Origin of the sequence: Paenibacillus sp. MMO-58, from assembly GCF_037146255.1 — a bacterium.
Lineage (GTDB): Bacteria > Bacillota > Bacilli > Paenibacillales > Paenibacillaceae > Pristimantibacillus.
In genome coordinates this window covers 484,513-501,078 of the sequence record NZ_JBBCVY010000004.1, presented here as the reverse complement: position 1 = coordinate 501,078, position 16,566 = coordinate 484,513, and the positions used below count along the sequence as shown (strand labels likewise).

At 49.8% G+C, this 16,566-nt stretch carries 19 protein-coding genes; 4 read left to right on the top strand and 15 right to left on the bottom strand.

Annotated elements, in window-relative coordinates; translation table 11 throughout:
• Positions 1-15: 15 nt before the first annotated feature.
• The 3 genes from WFJ73_RS15730 to WFJ73_RS15720 form a co-directional block, all read right to left on the bottom strand.
• A complete protein-coding gene (locus WFJ73_RS15730; RefSeq protein ID WP_336773961.1) occupies positions 16-2,328 on the bottom strand; it encodes a YcdB/YcdC domain-containing protein in 2,313 nt (770 codons plus the stop codon).
• A 183-nt stretch (positions 2,329-2,511) separates the two neighbouring features.
• Positions 2,512-2,685, bottom strand: coding sequence for an H-type small acid-soluble spore protein (locus WFJ73_RS15725; RefSeq protein WP_317979774.1), 174 nt, complete (start codon positions 2,683-2,685; stop codon positions 2,512-2,514).
• Positions 2,686-2,721: 36 nt separating this feature from the next.
• Positions 2,722-2,910: a hypothetical protein gene (locus WFJ73_RS15720; protein WP_336774026.1), complete on the bottom strand. Its 189-nt coding sequence runs from the start codon at positions 2,908-2,910 to the stop codon at positions 2,722-2,724.
• Positions 2,911-3,049: 139 nt separating this feature from the next.
• Here WFJ73_RS15720 and ku point away from each other — a divergent pair, with 139 nt between their 5' ends.
• Genes ku through ligD form a run of 3 tightly spaced genes read left to right on the top strand, consistent with a single transcriptional unit; the run spans position 3,050 to position 5,816 of the window.
• Positions 3,050-3,955 carry a non-homologous end joining protein Ku gene (gene ku, locus WFJ73_RS15715; protein WP_336773960.1) on the top strand — a complete coding sequence of 302 codons (906 nt, stop codon included), beginning with the start codon at positions 3,050-3,052 and terminating at the stop codon, positions 3,953-3,955.
• Positions 3,955-4,905: an ATP-dependent DNA ligase gene (locus WFJ73_RS15710; protein ID WP_336773959.1), complete on the top strand. Its 951-nt coding sequence runs from the start codon at positions 3,955-3,957 to the stop codon at positions 4,903-4,905. The genes ku and WFJ73_RS15710 overlap by 1 nt, the downstream gene beginning before the upstream one ends.
• Positions 4,902-5,816, top strand: a complete 915-nt coding sequence (gene ligD / locus WFJ73_RS15705) for a non-homologous end-joining DNA ligase (protein WP_336773958.1) — start codon at positions 4,902-4,904, stop codon at positions 5,814-5,816. Before WFJ73_RS15710 ends, ligD begins: the two co-directional genes overlap by 4 nt.
• Before the next feature lie 8 nt (positions 5,817-5,824).
• Here the strand turns inward: ligD and cls are convergent, their stop codons facing one another.
• The 11 genes from cls to WFJ73_RS15650 all read right to left on the bottom strand — a co-directional run bounded on the left by cls (position 5,825) and on the right by WFJ73_RS15650 (position 15,669).
• Positions 5,825-7,261 carry a cardiolipin synthase gene (cls, locus tag WFJ73_RS15700; protein ID WP_336773957.1) on the bottom strand — a complete coding sequence of 479 codons (1,437 nt, stop codon included), beginning with the start codon at positions 7,259-7,261 and terminating at the stop codon, positions 5,825-5,827.
• A gap of 124 nt (positions 7,262-7,385) precedes the next feature.
• Positions 7,386-8,264: a dTDP-4-dehydrorhamnose reductase gene (gene rfbD / locus WFJ73_RS15695; RefSeq protein ID WP_336773956.1), complete on the bottom strand. Its 879-nt coding sequence runs from the start codon at positions 8,262-8,264 to the stop codon at positions 7,386-7,388.
• A complete protein-coding gene (gene rfbB, locus WFJ73_RS15690; RefSeq protein WP_336773955.1) occupies positions 8,261-9,280 on the bottom strand; it encodes a dTDP-glucose 4,6-dehydratase in 1,020 nt (339 codons plus the stop codon). Before rfbB ends, rfbD begins: the two co-directional genes overlap by 4 nt.
• A 9-nt stretch (positions 9,281-9,289) precedes the next feature.
• A complete protein-coding gene (rfbC, locus tag WFJ73_RS15685; RefSeq protein WP_336773954.1) occupies positions 9,290-9,847 on the bottom strand; it encodes a dTDP-4-dehydrorhamnose 3,5-epimerase in 558 nt (185 codons plus the stop codon).
• A gap of 324 nt (positions 9,848-10,171) precedes the next feature.
• Positions 10,172-10,966, bottom strand: coding sequence for an ABC transporter permease (locus WFJ73_RS15680; protein WP_336773953.1), 795 nt, complete (start codon positions 10,964-10,966; stop codon positions 10,172-10,174).
• Positions 10,959-11,879, bottom strand: a complete 921-nt coding sequence (locus WFJ73_RS15675; protein ID WP_336773952.1) for an ABC transporter ATP-binding protein — start codon at positions 11,877-11,879, stop codon at positions 10,959-10,961. Before WFJ73_RS15675 ends, WFJ73_RS15680 begins: the two co-directional genes overlap by 8 nt.
• A 138-nt stretch (positions 11,880-12,017) precedes the next feature.
• Entirely contained in the window at positions 12,018-12,161 is a 144-nt protein-coding gene (locus tag WFJ73_RS15670) for a hypothetical protein (RefSeq protein ID WP_317979764.1), read from the bottom strand.
• A gap of 161 nt (positions 12,162-12,322) precedes the next feature.
• Complete coding sequence (locus WFJ73_RS15665) at positions 12,323-13,282, bottom strand: LCP family glycopolymer transferase (RefSeq protein ID WP_336773951.1); 960 nt, start codon at positions 13,280-13,282, stop codon at positions 12,323-12,325.
• A gap of 33 nt (positions 13,283-13,315) precedes the next feature.
• Entirely contained in the window at positions 13,316-14,524 is a 1,209-nt protein-coding gene (locus WFJ73_RS15660; RefSeq protein WP_336773950.1) for a sugar phosphate nucleotidyltransferase, read from the bottom strand.
• Positions 14,524-15,222, bottom strand: coding sequence for a CpsD/CapB family tyrosine-protein kinase (locus WFJ73_RS15655; protein ID WP_336773949.1), 699 nt, complete (start codon positions 15,220-15,222; stop codon positions 14,524-14,526). Before WFJ73_RS15655 ends, WFJ73_RS15660 begins: the two co-directional genes overlap by 1 nt.
• Positions 15,223-15,243: 21 nt before the next feature.
• On the bottom strand, positions 15,244-15,669 hold the full coding sequence (locus tag WFJ73_RS15650) for a PilZ domain-containing protein (RefSeq protein WP_336773948.1): 426 nt from the start codon (positions 15,667-15,669) through the stop codon (positions 15,244-15,246).
• 280 nt (positions 15,670-15,949) lie between these two features.
• Between WFJ73_RS15650 and WFJ73_RS15645 the strand changes: the two genes are divergently transcribed.
• Complete coding sequence (locus WFJ73_RS15645) at positions 15,950-16,318, top strand: helix-turn-helix domain-containing protein (RefSeq protein ID WP_336773947.1); 369 nt, start codon at positions 15,950-15,952, stop codon at positions 16,316-16,318.
• Between the two features lie 13 nt (positions 16,319-16,331).
• Here the strand turns inward: WFJ73_RS15645 and WFJ73_RS15640 are convergent, their stop codons facing one another.
• Positions 16,332-16,457, bottom strand: coding sequence for a hypothetical protein (locus WFJ73_RS15640; RefSeq protein ID WP_280525714.1), 126 nt, complete (start codon positions 16,455-16,457; stop codon positions 16,332-16,334).
• Positions 16,458-16,566: the final 109 nt, after the last annotated feature.

Genomic DNA, 16,566 nt, shown 5'->3' with positions numbered 1-16,566 from the left:
TATTTTTATAAACGATCAGTAATAATTGCTGTTCATAATCGGCGCATCCACTTTGTCCTGCAAGGTTGCAAGTCTAAGCAGAACGATACTGATTTGTGCCTTCGTCACCGCAGCGTTCGGGTTAAATTTCCCGTTCTCGGCCGTTAACAGTCCCAGCTTCATCGCAATCGTTACGGCGCCTTTGTTTTTGACTTGGGCAGCATCCTTCAGCTTGGTTACATCGGTATCATTGGACATAAATTCGGACAGTTTGTCGTATTTAAGCAGCTTTGTCAGCCATACGGCCAAGTCGCCGCGCGTCAAAGACTGCTCAGGGTGCAGCTTTTGCGTTGGGGAAGCTTTCAGGAAGCCTCTCTGTACCAGATACTCTACCGCCTGAGCATACTGGCTGTCGACCGGAATGTCGGCAAACCGCTGCTTCTGCGGAGTCATATAGCTTTGTCCTCCCGTAAAGCCGGCCAGCAGCATATTCACCCAGTCTCCGTTGTTCACGGTTTGGTCCGGGTGAACAAGTCCGTCGGCTTCCGGCTTAATAATGCCATAGTCAAACATGACTTGCAGCGATTTGGATGCCCAATGCTTCTTCGCGTCTGCCGGAATTTCACCCTTCTGCACCGTTGTGCCAGGGAAAATGTATTGCTGCTCCAGCTTGCCGGTAACCGCATTTACAATAACACCCCAGTTGTTGTCATCGGTTAATTTTGGCATGTACACAAGCTTTACCTGCTGCTCCTGAAGCTTGCCATCCACATAGTTGCCTCCGACTGTAGTGTATTGCAGTTCAGTTCGAATAGAGTCCCGGTATAGCTTAAGCGCTTCTTCTTCCGTAAGTTTCGCGGTTAAGGAATCCAGCTTGCTCAGCTTATCCGCCGGTGTAGTCATATTATAATAGTTCGTCAGATTCCCTTGTCCGTCCAGATTGATCTGAACAGCTGACGACTGGATCGGCTTGTCTTTATAGAATTGCTGGAAGCTGTAGATAAAGGCCGTATCCGGACTATAGGAACCCGTTCCCGAACGGTCTACCAGCTTGAGGCTGCCGGAGGCATTCGGATATAACGAAGTGACGAGATCCTGGGCTTTTGCCTTTGCTTGCGCTTCCGTAATCGACGGCTTCCCTGCCGTTTGATCCGCGGCGGAGGAATCACCGGTCGGGTATGAAAAAGTAGAATAGTCGATTAATTGGCCGGTTTTTGCATCCACTGTGGCATGAGTTTGAATACCGCCAAACGGGCTGCCGTTATAAATCGACCACGTCTTGCGGCCGTCACGGTCTGTGCTGGTAGAAGCTTGTTGGGTTCCTTCTGCGTTTTCCTTGCCGATAACCGCAGTCACGACCGCAATAGCTTCCTCCTTGGTCAATTCCGCTCCTGTATGTGGCTTAAAAGCAGCTGCCGAAGAAGAGATAGCGGAATAGCCGGTTGCCGGAAAAGAATCGATAGCCTGGCCTTGGTCATCGAGGAACTTGCCCGATTTGGCATCAATCAAGCCTATTCCGCTAAGCGCAACATATCCAAGCCGGTAGGCAGAAGTATTCGTCTGGTTCACGTAATAATCAGCGCCCGGAACATAGGCAAGCTGAAGCTTCAGTTCTTTTTTTATTTTATCGGCAGCTTGTTCAGCTGTCAGGGCCGTATCCGGAGAAGGGTAATCTTTACCCGTGCTAAAACCGTAATAATTAATAATATTCCCGTTACCGTCAACAACGACCTGAATTTGATTGCTTGTTGTCGGAATGCCGTTCACTTGAGCCTGATAGCTGAAGCTGTATTGTACCGGGCCAAACAAAGCTTGCGGATAATCACCTTCGACCGGCTTAAGCTGAAGCTTGTCTGTCGACTTCATGGAAGGAGAAGCAACCAAAATGAACTGCTTGGCGATTTTCTCAGCCTCTGCTCTCGATACTTTAGCGGGATAATAAGCTTCTTCCTTAGGGAGCGAATTATAATATGTAATGATATCCCCGGTGATTGCGTCAATTCTGGTATCAAATCCATAACTTCCGTTCTCGACGGACACGTTCCACTGTATCGTCCAGACCATTTCGTTGCTTGGCGGATATTGATTCGGATTACCCAGATCAATGCTTGTCACTTCGGCATCCTTCAGCTCCGGAAACAGCTTCCTGAAACGTTCAACGGCTTCATCCTTCGAAATTTTCGCCAAGCTTTCGTCCAGTACGCCACCCGGGGCGGTGCTTGCTCCTGTGCCAGTGGAGGAAACAACTGTCATTGTCCCTGATTCCGCCGCGTAAGCAAGACTTCCAACCGGAAGCAAGCTGAGCGCCAGGACCGTTGCAAGCAGCTTGCCTTTCATTGATTTCTTCATTCCTTTTCCTCACCTTCTCTAAAATAGAAATCACTTCCAAATTACACCTTAGTATAGACGATAGAAAAGGGGCGAAGGTTTCAATTTTTTTACAATTTGTTCATGAGAATCATTTACTATATTTGTAAAACAAAAAAGCCATCTGGGCTTTGAGCCCCAGACGGCTTTCTTAATATCAAACCATTATCCTTCTTGCAGACGATCAACGGATACCGTCTTGGAATTTCCTCCGACCTGTACGGTAGCTGTACCGCTTGCTTCATCTACATGCTCAATCCATACGGAATTCCCGTCATCAAGATGCACCTTGATCGATTCCTCTGAATTATAAATTTGTTTGGCACGGTTTACGTCCATTTGCTTCACGGCCTCCTTCGTACTTGCCTCTGCAGGTCAGTCTTTTGTCTCCGGAACCATGTAATCGGTAGTTGATTCATCGATTAACCCGTTATGCTCGGACACGGTGCCTCCGCCTAAGCCCTCATTCACCATACGGTCGATATCCATAAAGTAATTGTCGCGGCCTTCATCCCATTTGTCTGCCGGCGGCTTCTCATTGTTTTCCAAATCGTCAAATTGCATCATAGTCGGTTCACTCCTCCCTGCGGCAAGCATTATTGGTTCAAGCAAAATATACCCGATTTGATTGATTCTCATGCATTGCGGGAACAATAAGAGTAAGAGAAGGCATAAAGAAGATCATTTTAGGAGGAGTAACCAGATGCATACGGTGTGGAAAGGCGCAATCAGCTTCGGGCTTGTCCATGTGCCGGTGAAAATGTTCACCGCTACGGAGGATAAAGATATTTCGCTTCGCATGATTCATAAGCCTTGCGGCAGTCCGATCGCCTATGTCCGGCGCTGTCCGAATTGCGATGTAGAGGCGGAATGGGACGATATCATTAAAGGCTATGAGTATGAGAAAGGCCGTTATGTGCTGTTTGAGAAGGATGAATTAGAGCAGCTGGCCGGAGAAAAATCCCACACGATTCAAATTCTTGATTTTGTCGCACTCGAGGAAATCGATCCGGTCTACTTCCAGAAGACGTATTATTTATCCCCGGATCAAGCCGGAAGCAACGCTTACGGTTTATTGCTTCAAGCCATGTCCGATACCGGCAAGATTGGCGTAGCCAAAGTATCGATTCGTTCGAAGAGCAGCCTAGCCGCTATCCGGGTTATTGATAACTGCCTGGCGATGGAAACGATCTTTTATCCGGATGAGATCCGCTCGATCTCCCATGTTCCCGGAATTCCCGAATCGTTTACCATTAACGACAAAGAACTGACAATGGCCAAGCTTCTTATCGAGCAGCTGTCCACTCCGTTCGAACCGTCCAAATATACCGATGATTACCGGGCCAACATGCTTCAGGCTATCAATAATAAAGTTGCCGGTCAGGAAATTCGCGTAGCGCCTCAACAGGAGCAAACGAATGTGCTTGATCTGATGGCCGCCCTGCAAGCCAGCCTTGATGCAGCCAAGCTGCCTCCGGGCGGAGTAGGTCTCGATACCGGTGCAGGCAAACCTGCGGCTGCAGCTCCTGAAGCGGCATCAGACCAACCGGTTGTAAAGCCGCGCAAACCTAGAACCAAGAAGCCTAAAGCAACGGAGACCGTCTCTTAATGACGGTCTTTACGCTGCCTGCCGAGCCGATGATCCCTGTCGCGGATGATCGTATCCCCAAGGAATCCGGCTGGATCTACCAGATCAAATGGGACGGCGTCCGAATCGTTGCTACGGTTCACGATGACGGCAGGATTGACTTGTTCTCGCGCAAGCTGCTGAACAAAAATGCCGTTTATCCGGAAATCCACCGGACGTTGCAGGAGCAGGCGGAAGCACTTGGTCCTTGCATGCTGGATGGAGAGATTGTCTATTACGATGGCGAACGTCCGAATTTCCAAATGGTGCTAAGCCGTGAACGCAGCTTTGGCGGGGATCTCTCTTCGTCTTCAAGCAAAGGGAAAGTGCTCTATGTTCTCTTTGACCTGCTGCAGGACGGTGAGGAGGACTTGCGCCCGCTCCCCTATGCGGAGCGGCATAAACGGCTGCTTGCCAAGCTGAGGCCCATCCAATCCGACCGGCTTCTTATAGCCGATCTCTACACGGATGCGGATGCTCTATGGAAATGGGTCGATGACCATCAGTGGGAAGGAATAGTCAGCAAGCGGCTTGAAAGTTCTTATAAGGAAGGCAAAGCTCATCGCGATTGGTTGAAAAAGAAACGGGCTCTCCTGCTTGATGTTGGCATTGTAGGCGTAAAGCGCCGCGACGGCCGCGCAGCCAGCCTGATCATGTCCGATCAGGGCCGTTTTATCGGCAGCGTCTCGCTTGGCCTTGATGAAGCGATGCGGGATGCGCTTGGTCAGATGCTGCAGCTGCGAAGAAGCGATGCTCCCTCTTGGCCGATGCCTTTTCCGGCTTTGCCGGCTGAGCTTAAGGGCGAGAGCGTGATTTGGCTGCCGTCCCCGCTTCCTTGCCGCGTAACCGGGCTTGAACTGACATCCGCCGGATTATTAAGGCATCCCAAGCTTGTATCCTTTGGTCTAAAACCATCAGGAGGCCCCTCATGAACAAGACAAGCTCATCTGCCAAGCGGCACGCAACGGTCATGGTGGAAGGTCAGGAAATAACCGTCACCAATCCGGAAAAGCCGCTTTGGCCCGAACATGGGATCACCAAGCTGATGTATTTGGAAAAGCTCGCCATGCTGTCGCCTTTTTTGCTGAAGCATTGCAAGGATCGTTATTTGACGACCATCCGTTATCCGCATGGTTATGCGGGCAAATCGTTTTATCAGAAAAACTGTCCGGAACCAAAACCGGATTTCGTTCATATCGCCGAAAGCGAAGGGATCTCGTATATTCATCTCGACAACCTTCCGACTCTGTTATGGCTTGGCAACTTGGCTTGCCTTGAATTTCATGCTTCCTTCGACCGGATCAGCAATCCGCACTACCCTACCGAATGGATTCTGGATCTAGACCCTTCCCGCGAGGAAGAACCGCGTATCATCGAAGCGGCCGCGCTTGTCGGGAAGCTGCTGGAATCGCTGAAGATCAGATCCGTTCCAAAGACCTCGGGGGCAACGGGCGTCCAGATTGTTGTACCGCTTCAGCAGAAGTACACCTTCGATGAGCTGAGAGGCTTAGGCCAATTTGTCGGAGACTACTTATCCAGCGCGTATCCGCAGCTGTTCACCGTCGAGAGGTTGACCAAAAACCGCGGCGATCTGATCTATGTCGATTATCTTCAGCATTACAAGGGGAAAACAATCTCGGCCCCCTATACGCCAAGAGCCCGCTATGGCGCCCCCGTCTCTACGCCGCTCAAGTGGGAAGAAGTATACGCGGGAGGCATAAAGCCGGCCGACTTCCATCTTCTGAATATCGGGGAACGTCTGCAGCGTTACGGCGATTTAATCGATCTGGAAAAGCCGCAGGATTTGGGCCATGTGCTCAGCTTTATCCACGCTAAAAAATAAGCCGCTCTTTACAAGAGCGGCGATAACAGCCTGGCAGCGGCCTCCGCTGCCTTTTCCTTTTTCGGTCTTTGCCGAAAGCCTTCCAGATCAAGCTCTCGGCTGTCATGCAGATCCTGTTCGTAATCCCGCTTCAAATGCTTGATTGTCCCGACGTCGAACAATACCGCATTTTGCTCGAAGTTGCTGTGAAAGCTTCTCATGTCCATATTGGCCGTTCCCACTACCGCAAGCAGCTCATCCACGATCATCACTTTTGCGTGAATGAAGCCTTTTTGATAACGGTACACCCGGACTCCCGCTTCCAGCATCCGCTCTACATACGACAAGGTCGCCCATAGAACGAGCTTCGTGTCGGGAATACCGGGGATGATCAGCCGTACGTCTACCCCGCTTTTTGCGGCACTCCCCAGCATGGCCAGCAGACTCTCATCCGGTATAAAATACGGCGTTGAGATGTAGACGCTTGTCCGAGCCGCTTTTACGGCAGCAAACGCCGTCTCCAGAATAGGCTCCCCGCTCCGGTCGGGTCCGCTGGACACAATTAACACCGGCTCCTGCAGAGCCTCGTCCGGATCATGCTCGGGCATATAACCGGCATTCACCGGCAGACGCTCCTTGACGGCCAGCTCCCAATCCTTCAAAAACAGCTCCTGCAGAAAATAAACCGCATCCCCTTCAAGCCGAAGCTGCGTATCCCGCCAGAATCCAAGCTTCTTATCCTTGCCCAAATACTCGTCTCCGATATTGATGCCGCCTACGAATCCGACTTTCCCGTCAATCACGGCAATCTTGCTATGATTACGGCTGTTTAGGAGCCGGTTGAGGAAAGCCGCCCCCGGCGGTGAAAAACAGCTTGCCTGCACGCCCGACCGCTTCAGCTCCCGGACATACCGCTTGCTCAATTTGACGCTTCCAATTCCGTCATACAAAACGCGAACCTCAACGCCTTCCTTGGCTTTGGCGGTCAGGATATCCAAAAATTCCCGGCCAATCCCGTCATCGCGAATCGTGTAATAGTCCAGATGAATATGATGATTGGCCTTCTTCATTTCTTCTAATATAGAGGCAAACGTCTCCCTCCCGTTTGTCAGCACCTTCACTTCGTTGCCTAAAGTGACCGGTCTGCCGGAAGAAACGCGAAGGAGCCGAAGCAGCGGCTCCTGCTCCAGCAGGCCGGCTTGCCCGAACTCGCCCGGACCGGTTGCGCAAATAGACAACCGCTCGGCAGCTTGCTCGTATTCTCTCGAGACGGCTTGTCCTTCCTTGATGCGTCTAGAGCGCCCCACCATCCAATACCCCGCAAATCCAAGAACGGGAACGGCCAGAGAAAGGACGATCCATGCAGCCGCCTTCGCCGGAAGACGCCTCTCGATCCATACAATGACGGCAGGCTGAGCGCTATACAGGAGTAAAAATAGGATTATTGCCGTAAGCCAACCGATCATCCTCTCACCCCATTACTGATATCCCCTGAAATACCCATTCACTTAGTGTGGTCGACCTGTCATAAGCGTATACTTTTGGAACACAAAAACAGCTCACTTGCCGATGGTTCCGGCAGATGAGCTGTTATCCCTCAACGCGAGGATTGGATAAATAATGACGAAGCGCTTCCCTCCAATGCGGAAGCGGCGTAAATCCGTTGCTGCGAATCGCGACGTGATCCATAACCGAATAATGCGGGCGGGGAGCCGGCCTTGGAAACTCTTCCGTCGTACACGGCTCGATCCTCGTGCCGCTGCCGCTCTCCTCCATAATGGCCTTCGCAAATTCAAACCAGGAGCAGACGCCGCTATTAGAAGCATGATAGATGCCGAAATAATCGGTGCTTACAAGCTCCAGCAGAAAAATAGCCAAGTCCCTGGTGTATGTCGGCGAGCCCCACTGATCCGCTACAACCTTTAGCTGCTCCCTCTCCGAAGCAAGCTTCAGCATGGTTTTTACGAAGTTATTGCCGTAAGCGCCAAAGACCCAGGAGGTTCTGACGATAAAATAACGGTCATGAAGACTCGACACGGCCTGCTCACCCGCCAGCTTGGACTTACCGTATACGGTCCGTGGATTAGTCTGGTCATGTTCCTTGTACGGAACCTTTCCCGTTCCGTCAAATACGTAATCGGTGCTTACCGCGCATAGCTTGGCGCCAACTTCTCTTGCTGCTACGGCTATATTACGCGTACCGGCAGCGTTAATCCGGAAGGCTTCATCGGGCTCCGCTTCCGCCTTGTCCACTGCCGTATAGGCCGCGCAGTGAATAACGGCATCCGGACGAAGCCGGGCTAATACGCTGCGGCATTGCTCCAAATCCGTAATATCGAGCTCCGTGCGGCTTAGTCCAATGATCTCGAATTGGCCCTCGGTATCCAGCAGGGCGAGCTCGCGTCCCAGCTGTCCGTTTGCTCCCGTAACGGCTACCTTCTGCTTCCTTTTCTCCCCCGCTGCGGTCATTTGGACTCGAGCCTTTTCGCATACTGCGTATCGTAATAGTTCCTGTACGCACCGGATTCCACTTGCTCGAGCCATTCTTTATTGTGAAGATACCATTCGATTGTCGATTTTATCCCGTTCTCGAAGCTATGCTCCGGTGTCCATCCAAGTTCGTTTTTAATTTTATCCGCATCAATCGCATAACGCCGGTCATGGCCGAGACGGTCCTCCACATGGCGGATCAGCGATTCCGGCTTGCCCAGCTCCCACAGAATGGTTCTCACCACATGAAGGTTGGTCCGTTCATTGCTGCCGCCAACGTTATACACTTCGCCGATCCGGCCTTGATGAAGCACCAGATCGATCGCCTTGCAATGATCCTCGACATACAGCCAATCTCTGATCTGAAGACCGTCGCCATAAACCGGCAGCGGCTTATCCTGCAGCGCATTGAGGATCATCAAAGGAATAAGCTTTTCCGGAAATTGATACGGTCCGTAGTTATTCGAACAACGCGTAATGACAGCCGGCAGTCCGTAAGTCTCGTGATAAGCGCGGACAAGCAGGTCTGCTCCGGCTTTGCTAGCCGAATACGGACTATTAGGCGCAAGCGGCGTGTTTTCCGTAAACAATCCCTCGGCACCAAGCGTACCGTACACTTCATCCGTTGATACCTGCACGTATCTCTTCACCTGATACGTCTTGGACAAATCTAGCAGCGTCTGCGTCCCGACGATATTCGTATGAACAAACAGTCCCGGCTGCAAAATACTGCGGTCTACATGGGATTCCGCTGCAAAGTTAATGACCGCGTCAATACCGGACTCAAACAACGGGGTAAGCGCCGCCTGATCGGCGATATCCGCTTTGACAAACGTATAGTTCGGATGACCCTCCACCTGCCGGAGATTTTCCGGATTGCCCGCATACGTTAAGGCATCAACATTAATGAACTCGTAATCGGGATAACGACTCATCATATAATGAACGAAGTTGCTTCCTATGAACCCCGCTCCGCCCGTAATTAACAGTTTCATTGCGAATGCTCACCCCTCATATACAAAATTGATTTCCGCCTGGGCAAGCACGGGATGCTTGGCGTCTTTATCCGATAAGATCGGCTTCGTCACCGGCCAGTCAATGCCAAGCGCCGGATCATTCCAGGCAATTCCCCTGTCATGCTCCGCAGCGTACAAGGCATCCACCTTATACTGTACCTCGCAGTTCGGCACCAGCGTACAGAAGCCATGGGCAAAGCCTTGCGGAACTAACAGCTGTCTCTTGTTGGCCGCGCTTAGAATAAAGCCCTGCCATTGTCCAAAAGTTGGCGAGCCGCGGCGAATATCTACTACAACATCGTAGATCGCCCCCGCCGTAACCCGGACCAGCTTCGTCTGCGCTTTTGGCTGAAGCTGATAATGCATGCCGCGGAGAACCCCCGCTTCTACCGACAAAGAATGATTATCCTGAACAAAAGCATGGAGGATGCCATTCTCGCGTGCCGTCTTTTCGTTATAGCTTTCCGTAAAAAATCCTCTGTGATCGCCGTATACGGGTGGCTCCAGCAGCTTCACTCCCGGCAGCCTTGTTTCTATTACGTTCATGCCTCACCATCCTGTCAGATCAAAACTCAACACTATCATTATATTCGGCAAACTCGTACTGACCCTTAGGTATACGCCATTTTTCTCCTATAGAACGAAGATAACTCTGGCATGTTTCGAGCTTTGCGAGAATAAAAGTCAGTAGGACGTCAAATACCGGCCGGACGGAAGGAGGATCAACATCCCCATGTTCAAGGACAATAAGCGTGTTTCATCGACCGATACGTTAATTGGTAAGCGGTCTGATCAGACCTTCATCGGCAGGAACGAAAAACTCCCATTCTGCTCTTCCGGAAGGAAGAACAGAATGGGAGTTTTTACGCTTTAAGCCGCTACGTCTCTTTTCTTGAAGACATACCAGGCCAGACCAACAAAGATGGCATAATAGACGGCCAGGACCGCAATAGAGAAGCCCATTGTTAAACCGTCGCGCAACGGAGTATCATTCAAATACTGCGTAAGGTCAAGGTGGATAAACAGAATGTAATCCGCCCATTTGTATTTGAGAGCAGCGAGCAACGGCGTGAAGGAATTAACACCCAGAATCAGGAACAGCGACAAGCCGATAGCGAGCGCGCCGCTGCGGGACACGGTCGCCAGCATAAAGGCCAGCGTTGTTGTGACGATTAGCGACACATACTTCAACAGGGCGTACTTGATCAAATAAGCGGCAATAGATCCCGAGACCAGCGGGGAAATAATGTCGGTTGCCGTGTTTCGGCTGGAATCAAACAGAATCAAATTCAGCACGATGGTAAACAGCAGCATGACAATAACCATCCCAAGCGCATACAGAAGGACGGCAATGTATTTGGACAGCAGAATTTTGGACCTTGTCCATGGACGAATCAGAAGCAGCTTGATTGTGCCGCTTGTGAACTCGTCGGCTACGCCGGAGGAAGCGATAATAATCGTAAATACCGTAATCAGCGTATAAGCGATCATGACTTCCGTCATGATCATGTTCCATGCGGCCATCGTATGATTTTGATTTACGAAATAACCAATAATCGAAATCGCCGCGATCAAAGCAAGCAATATTCCCAGCATGACATACGTCCGCGGGCGGCGGTAAATTTTCATGTTCTCATTCTGAACCAGCTTGAAAAAATTAAACAATGCGTTCACCCCCCGTTACTTCAAGGAATTGGTCCTCAAGCGACTTGGTTTGTACGCGAATGCCGTATACCTTGATGCCTGCGGCAACCAATCTGGCATTAAAGTCCGCCGCGAACTCGCGGTTTGCTTCAATAATAAGGCTGTCGCCTTCCCTGAACGCAGCTTTGCCAAGCTCCGCCGCAACTTCGGATGCTTCCGCAGGCTTGTCTACCTCGAACAGCATATTTACGTCGCTCGCGACATCCAGACCTCCTTGATGGATAGCCCGCACATCGATCAGCTTGCCGTTTTGAATAATCGCAACCCGGTCGCACATCAGCTCCATCTCGGAGAGCAAATGACTGGAGACAAACACGGCGATGCCTTCCTCCTTGGATAGCTGGCGGAGATAATCGCGCAGCTCGCGGATACCCGCCGGGTCCAATCCGTTGGTTGGCTCGTCTAGGATAAGCAACTTTGGACGGTGAAGGATGGCTTGAGCTACCCCAAGTCTTTGGCGCATCCCTAGAGAATAGGTTTTCACCTTATCATGAATGCGGGATTCCAGACCAACAAGGGCAATGACCTCCTGAATCCGTTCAGGCGTCACACCTTCGATCATCCTCGCAAAATGGACAAGATTCTGATAACCGGTCAAGTACTTGTACATTTCCGGATTCTCAACAATCGCCCCCACATTGCGTATTGCCTGCTGGTACTGGGTCCGGATGCTGTACCCGCCGATTTTGATTTCGCCCGCGGTCATAGCCATAAGGCCAACCATCATGCGGATCGTGGTTGTTTTACCCGAGCCGTTGGGCCCAAGAAAACCAAAAACTTCGCCAATCGGCAGGTCCAGCGTCAGATTGTCGATAATCGTCTTCTTCCCGATTCGCTTCGTAACCTGCTGCAGCTGTACGATCAGTTGCTCCATGATACCCTCCCTTTAAATGATGCATCTAATGATGAATCATTGCTTTATTTTCCAAAATCTAGTTCTATGTATCGTCCGTCTATTATAGCGAATTAGAAGGGGGAGGGAAAGTGAACAGCCTATTAAGACTTTATTTAGTTAGACTCGGGAACAATCCGAGCAGCAGCCAAGCGGAAGGACAACACGGAAAAAGCCGGTCCGAAAAAGTGCCTTTGCATCATGCACCTTCACCATTTTTCCGCAGCCCACGCAATAAAAGCATTCTTCCAATTGCATCATCATTATTCCCCCGCTCCCAATACTAATTGTATCAATACCGATTAGTTGTTACACTTCGTATCTTTACTTTATTGGATTTAGCGAAAGTTGTCAATACTTGTATACAATTTGTCGTCTTTTTATCTGTAAGCGTTTACAGTCTGAGAGATAAAAACAGCGTCCTGTTAAGACGCCGTCTGATTGGTATCCATCTGTTCTTTAAGCAGCTGATGAATTCTCTCTTTCTCTTCCTTGCTTACAATAAGGTACCATATTTTATTGATCATGCTTCCCGAACCGCTAATCTCAACCGTATTAATATTGCCGAGATCTTCCCGGTAATCGGACATAAAGGTCTTCATCTCGTCAAATGTAATGTTGGTTTTGACGCTGTTTCCAAGCTCTTTCAGTATTTTTTGAATCTGCGTAATATTGGAGAACTGAAGCGAGCTCTTCATAACCTCCATCATGATTTCCCGCTGTCTAGCATTCCGGCCGAGATCCCCTCTTGGATCATCGTAACGCATTCTGGAATATTTGAGCGCCAGCTCGCCGTTAAGATTGAGTGTTCCTTTATCGAATTGATGATCCTCATAATAGAAGGCAAACGGATTATTTACTTCGACACCGCCTAGAATGTCAATCAAATGGGCGAAGCCTTCCATGTTAATCCGGATATAATAATCAATGGGATAATCGAGGAAATGCTCGACCGTATTTTTCGCCATCGCTACTCCGCCAAAGGCATACGCATGATTGATTTTGTCGGTTGTACCATGGCCGATAATTTCCGTTCTCGTATCACGCGGGATGTTGAACATGAGGATGGATTTCTTCTCTGGATTAACCGCAAGCACAATTAAAGTATCGGAGCGTCCTTTATCATTCTCCCGCTCATCAACGCCCATCACCACTACCGTAAAAGGATGCCGTTTCTCGATTAAAGCTTGAGCCGCTTGCTGGGGTTTGACGGTAACCTCAGGATCCTTGCTTACATATACCGTTGGCTGAATCGGCTCATAAATTTTGTCCGCCGTCTCCTTCACCGAACCGTACAGATGCCAGACATATCCGCCTGTCCCAGCAGCAATGATGACCAATCCCGCTCCAATGCCAATAAGTGCTCTTCTCCAGCCCCGTTTCACCCTTTGCTTCCCCCTTCTTCATTACCGCAAACTCTAGATGGCCGTGTGGACTTCCTCCCAATGATCCCCGAGCACAATCCGGTCATCTTCGGTTAAATCCGTTCCGATGTGAGCTTCCAGAAGCGTGAGTCCGGACCTGGCCATAACGGTATGCCGCTCTCCCGGCAGAAGCTCGACAACTTCGCCTGTCTTAATAATGCTTCTCTTCTCATTGCGGACCAGCTCTCCGACACCTGCCAGTACCGTCCATACGATCTTCCGCTTCAAATAAAAGGCATAGCTTAGAAACCCGCCGTCTACCATTTCGAGCTTTCTTGTGATTGATTGCTGTCCATCCTCGCAGGATAAGCAGTTAATTACGACTGCACTTCCCCATCGGCCAGCCTCATATCCAGGGGTTAGCGGCTGCTGTTCCGTGCTTATATTCCGCGACTGTTCATCAGGAATGCAGGCGGCTTGATCGGCAATCAAAATTCCCGCAGAAGAAACGGCCACAGTAATATTGCTCAGCCCCATCATAATTACGGGAACTGCCGAATCATTATAAATAGAAGCGTTTTCCGGGAAGGCAGCAGCAAGATCGTTCCAGCTGTTAATGCGGCAAAAGGGCTGCTCCGGCATCCGGAAGGTAGGGCTTTCTTCAAATAATTTGATCATTCTGCCTGCCAACCGGCTATAAAGCTCCTCGTAACGACGGAAAAGCTGCTCGTACTGGATGGGAAGACCTTCTTCAGTCAAAGCGGATATTACGCTTTCCAGCCGGAAGACGATAATACCGCTCTCATCGCTTGTCACCGCATGGTTTAATTGATGCCTGCGAAGCTGCTCCGGCAGCTCCTTCAGCGTCTCAAGCCAGTCCTCTTCCTCCACATACAGATCCGCAGGCAATACGGCAACCGTCTCGTGGAGAGGAATGGAAGCAACCGAATAAAGATAGGAAGCAGCAAGGGCAACGGCGGGGTAGCTCCCTTTCGTCTCCGGCTCCTGTATCACGTTCAGGCTGACGGAGAGCTGGCTGCGCAAAGTTTCCGTCTGATTGTGGCTGATTGTAATAAACGTATCCTGCTGCAAACCGACCTGATTCAGCTGTCGCCACAGCCTGTTCAGCAAAGACTCTTTATCACCGCTTGGTCCAGGCAACAGGGGAAGAAGCTGCTTCGCACGCTTCGAATGAGAAAGCGGCCACATCCGTCTGCCTTGACCGCCGGCTAATAATACGAGTCTTACTTGCTGCTCTCCCATTACATCCTCCTGTTTGTACCGTAATAGGTGTAATACAGCTGTTCCTTGCTTTTCTTTTTCTTATTGTTGAGCACCACGCCAAGAAGCTTCGCTTTTACATGCTCAAGGCTGGCGTACAATTTTTTCGCTTGCTGGCGCTTTGTCATTCCAACGCTGATTACAGCAACTACGCCGTCGCATTTGGAAGCAAGCACAAGTCCGTCGGTTACAACAAGAGAAGGCGGAGCGTCAAACAGAATCATATCGTAATGGGCGGACAGCTCTTCGATAATCTGATTCATTTTTTTGGAGCCCAGCATTTCCGATGGATTAGGCGGAGTGGGACCGGAACCGATAAAAAACAAATTATCAACCGAGGTGGAATGCACGGCATCCTCCCAATCCATCTGATTAGCCAAAACATTCGTCAGGCCAGTCTGATTGGACAGCATAAAAACCGTATGAAGGGTTGGCCGTCTCAAATCCGCATCAACCAGAAGTACACGCTTGCCCTCTTGCGCGAAAGCAACCGCAAGATTCGCAATCGTTGTTGTTTTGCCGTCACCGGACTGACAGGACGTAACCATCAACGTCTTTACGGGTACGTCAATAGAAGAGAATTGAATATTCGTACGCAAAGAACGGTACGCTTCAGCAATAGGGGAATCGGGATTACTCGTCGTAATCAGCTTGCTATTTTCCATTATGGATTGTTGCATGGGTTTACCACCTGCCAGCTATTATTGGATTGCCTTATGGCTTAATGCCCGATATAATGCATGGATCTTGTACTGATGCGGGCTTTGACGCAGAAGCTCCTGATTCAGCATGCGGACCAGCAAAGTCCGAAGCCGGTTAGGAGGATGAAAGACGATACCGTACTCATATTGGTTATCCCTTGCGTTGCGCCAAACGACATGGCCGCGCAGATTAATCGCCACGCCGGAAAGCTTCATCTGGAAATCCAGCATGTAGCCTTTATGCACAGGAAAACGTAGTCCCGATAAAAAGCATAGTCCATGACGGCTCATTTTCAGGATCAACACCGGGCATGTCGAAGCCGTAAGCAAGAGGCCCTGCTCATCCAGCAGGCCAGCTATTGCCGTTATCCCTTCGTGCAGGTGAATACGATTATTAGACCGTGGTATAAACGGATCGGCCCCCATGGTTAAAGCATCTCCTTACCTGATTTTCACCCGCGAAACCTAACTCTATCGGCTACGCTAGCAGAGAGGAATAAAGGCGGCGAAACGTGTGAATACTGAGGATAAATGATACAATACGTATCTAGCATTTCCTTCACTTTACGATACGTTTTGTAGCATGTCAAGTGGAAATAAAGAGTGTGCGGATATTTTGCGACGTTTTGTTGCAACAAATGAAATTTTAACGTTTACGTATTAATATAGGTGTAGCGGAAGTCAGTCATTTTAGGAGGATATAAAGATGAATATAGGAAACCGAATTGCTGGCTTGAGGGAAGAAAGAAAATGGACACAGGAGCAAACCGCCTCGAAGCTCGGCATATCCAGGGCTGCATTATCTCATTACGAGAAAAACCGCAGAGAGCCTGATACGGAGACCTTGGCGAAGTTTGCTGACCTGTATCAAGTTTCCATAGATTATTTGGTAGGAAGAACATCGAATACACAAGCGGCGTTAAGCGAAGATATTCGTAACTTTGTCGATCATTTGGAGCTGTCTGACGAAGAGCTGCTGGAGAAGTATAATTTAAGCGTGGACGGCCGTAAGCTTACAGCTGAAGAGACGAAACGGTTTATTGCCTTCGTGCGGGCAGAACGTATGATGAATTAGGCCGGGACAATGGTTAGGGCTGGATCAGGTCCGCTGGCCATTTTTCCGGCGGAATATTGAGTTGAATTAATATTTCCCTAATATTTAGCTCAGTACGTTTATCTTCGGTGCTTGCTACTTGCATTTCTGCATCTCTCATTTTATCCGACTCCCTACTCCTAATAAAGTAAAACAATAATGTTATTATACCTAACAGTTCGGCTGGAATATGTCGGAAAGTGTGGTAAGATTAGTTCTTTTTTTGTCGA

What these genes read in the sequence shown, in the direction of transcription:
- rfbC (WP_336773954.1), bottom strand. Translation starts at nt 9,847, where the DNA reads ATGAACGTAATAGAAACAAGGCTGCCGGGAGTGAAGCTGCTGGAGCCA.
- ligD (WP_336773958.1), top strand. Translation starts at nt 4,902, where the DNA reads ATGAACAAGACAAGCTCATCTGCCAAGCGGCACGCAACGGTCATGGTG.
- WFJ73_RS15670 (WP_317979764.1), bottom strand. Translation starts at nt 12,161, where the DNA reads ATGATGATGCAATTGGAAGAATGCTTTTATTGCGTGGGCTGCGGAAAA.
- WFJ73_RS15640 (WP_280525714.1), bottom strand. Translation starts at nt 16,457, where the DNA reads ATGAGAGATGCAGAAATGCAAGTAGCAAGCACCGAAGATAAACGTACT.
- WFJ73_RS15655 (WP_336773949.1), bottom strand. Translation starts at nt 15,222, where the DNA reads ATGCAACAATCCATAATGGAAAATAGCAAGCTGATTACGACGAGTAAT.
- ku (WP_336773960.1), top strand. Translation starts at nt 3,050, where the DNA reads ATGCATACGGTGTGGAAAGGCGCAATCAGCTTCGGGCTTGTCCATGTG.
- WFJ73_RS15710 (WP_336773959.1), top strand. Translation starts at nt 3,955, where the DNA reads ATGACGGTCTTTACGCTGCCTGCCGAGCCGATGATCCCTGTCGCGGAT.
- WFJ73_RS15675 (WP_336773952.1), bottom strand. Translation starts at nt 11,879, where the DNA reads ATGGAGCAACTGATCGTACAGCTGCAGCAGGTTACGAAGCGAATCGGG.
- WFJ73_RS15730 (WP_336773961.1), bottom strand. Translation starts at nt 2,328, where the DNA reads ATGAAGAAATCAATGAAAGGCAAGCTGCTTGCAACGGTCCTGGCGCTC.
- rfbD (WP_336773956.1), bottom strand. Translation starts at nt 8,264, where the DNA reads ATGACCGCAGCGGGGGAGAAAAGGAAGCAGAAGGTAGCCGTTACGGGA.
- rfbB (WP_336773955.1), bottom strand. Translation starts at nt 9,280, where the DNA reads ATGAAACTGTTAATTACGGGCGGAGCGGGGTTCATAGGAAGCAACTTC.
- WFJ73_RS15650 (WP_336773948.1), bottom strand. Translation starts at nt 15,669, where the DNA reads ATGGGGGCCGATCCGTTTATACCACGGTCTAATAATCGTATTCACCTG.
- WFJ73_RS15720 (WP_336774026.1), bottom strand. Translation starts at nt 2,910, where the DNA reads ATGCAATTTGACGATTTGGAAAACAATGAGAAGCCGCCGGCAGACAAA.
- cls (WP_336773957.1), bottom strand. Translation starts at nt 7,261, where the DNA reads ATGATCGGTTGGCTTACGGCAATAATCCTATTTTTACTCCTGTATAGC.
- WFJ73_RS15645 (WP_336773947.1), top strand. Translation starts at nt 15,950, where the DNA reads ATGAATATAGGAAACCGAATTGCTGGCTTGAGGGAAGAAAGAAAATGG.
- WFJ73_RS15725 (WP_317979774.1), bottom strand. Translation starts at nt 2,685, where the DNA reads ATGGACGTAAACCGTGCCAAACAAATTTATAATTCAGAGGAATCGATC.
- WFJ73_RS15660 (WP_336773950.1), bottom strand. Translation starts at nt 14,524, where the DNA reads ATGGGAGAGCAGCAAGTAAGACTCGTATTATTAGCCGGCGGTCAAGGC.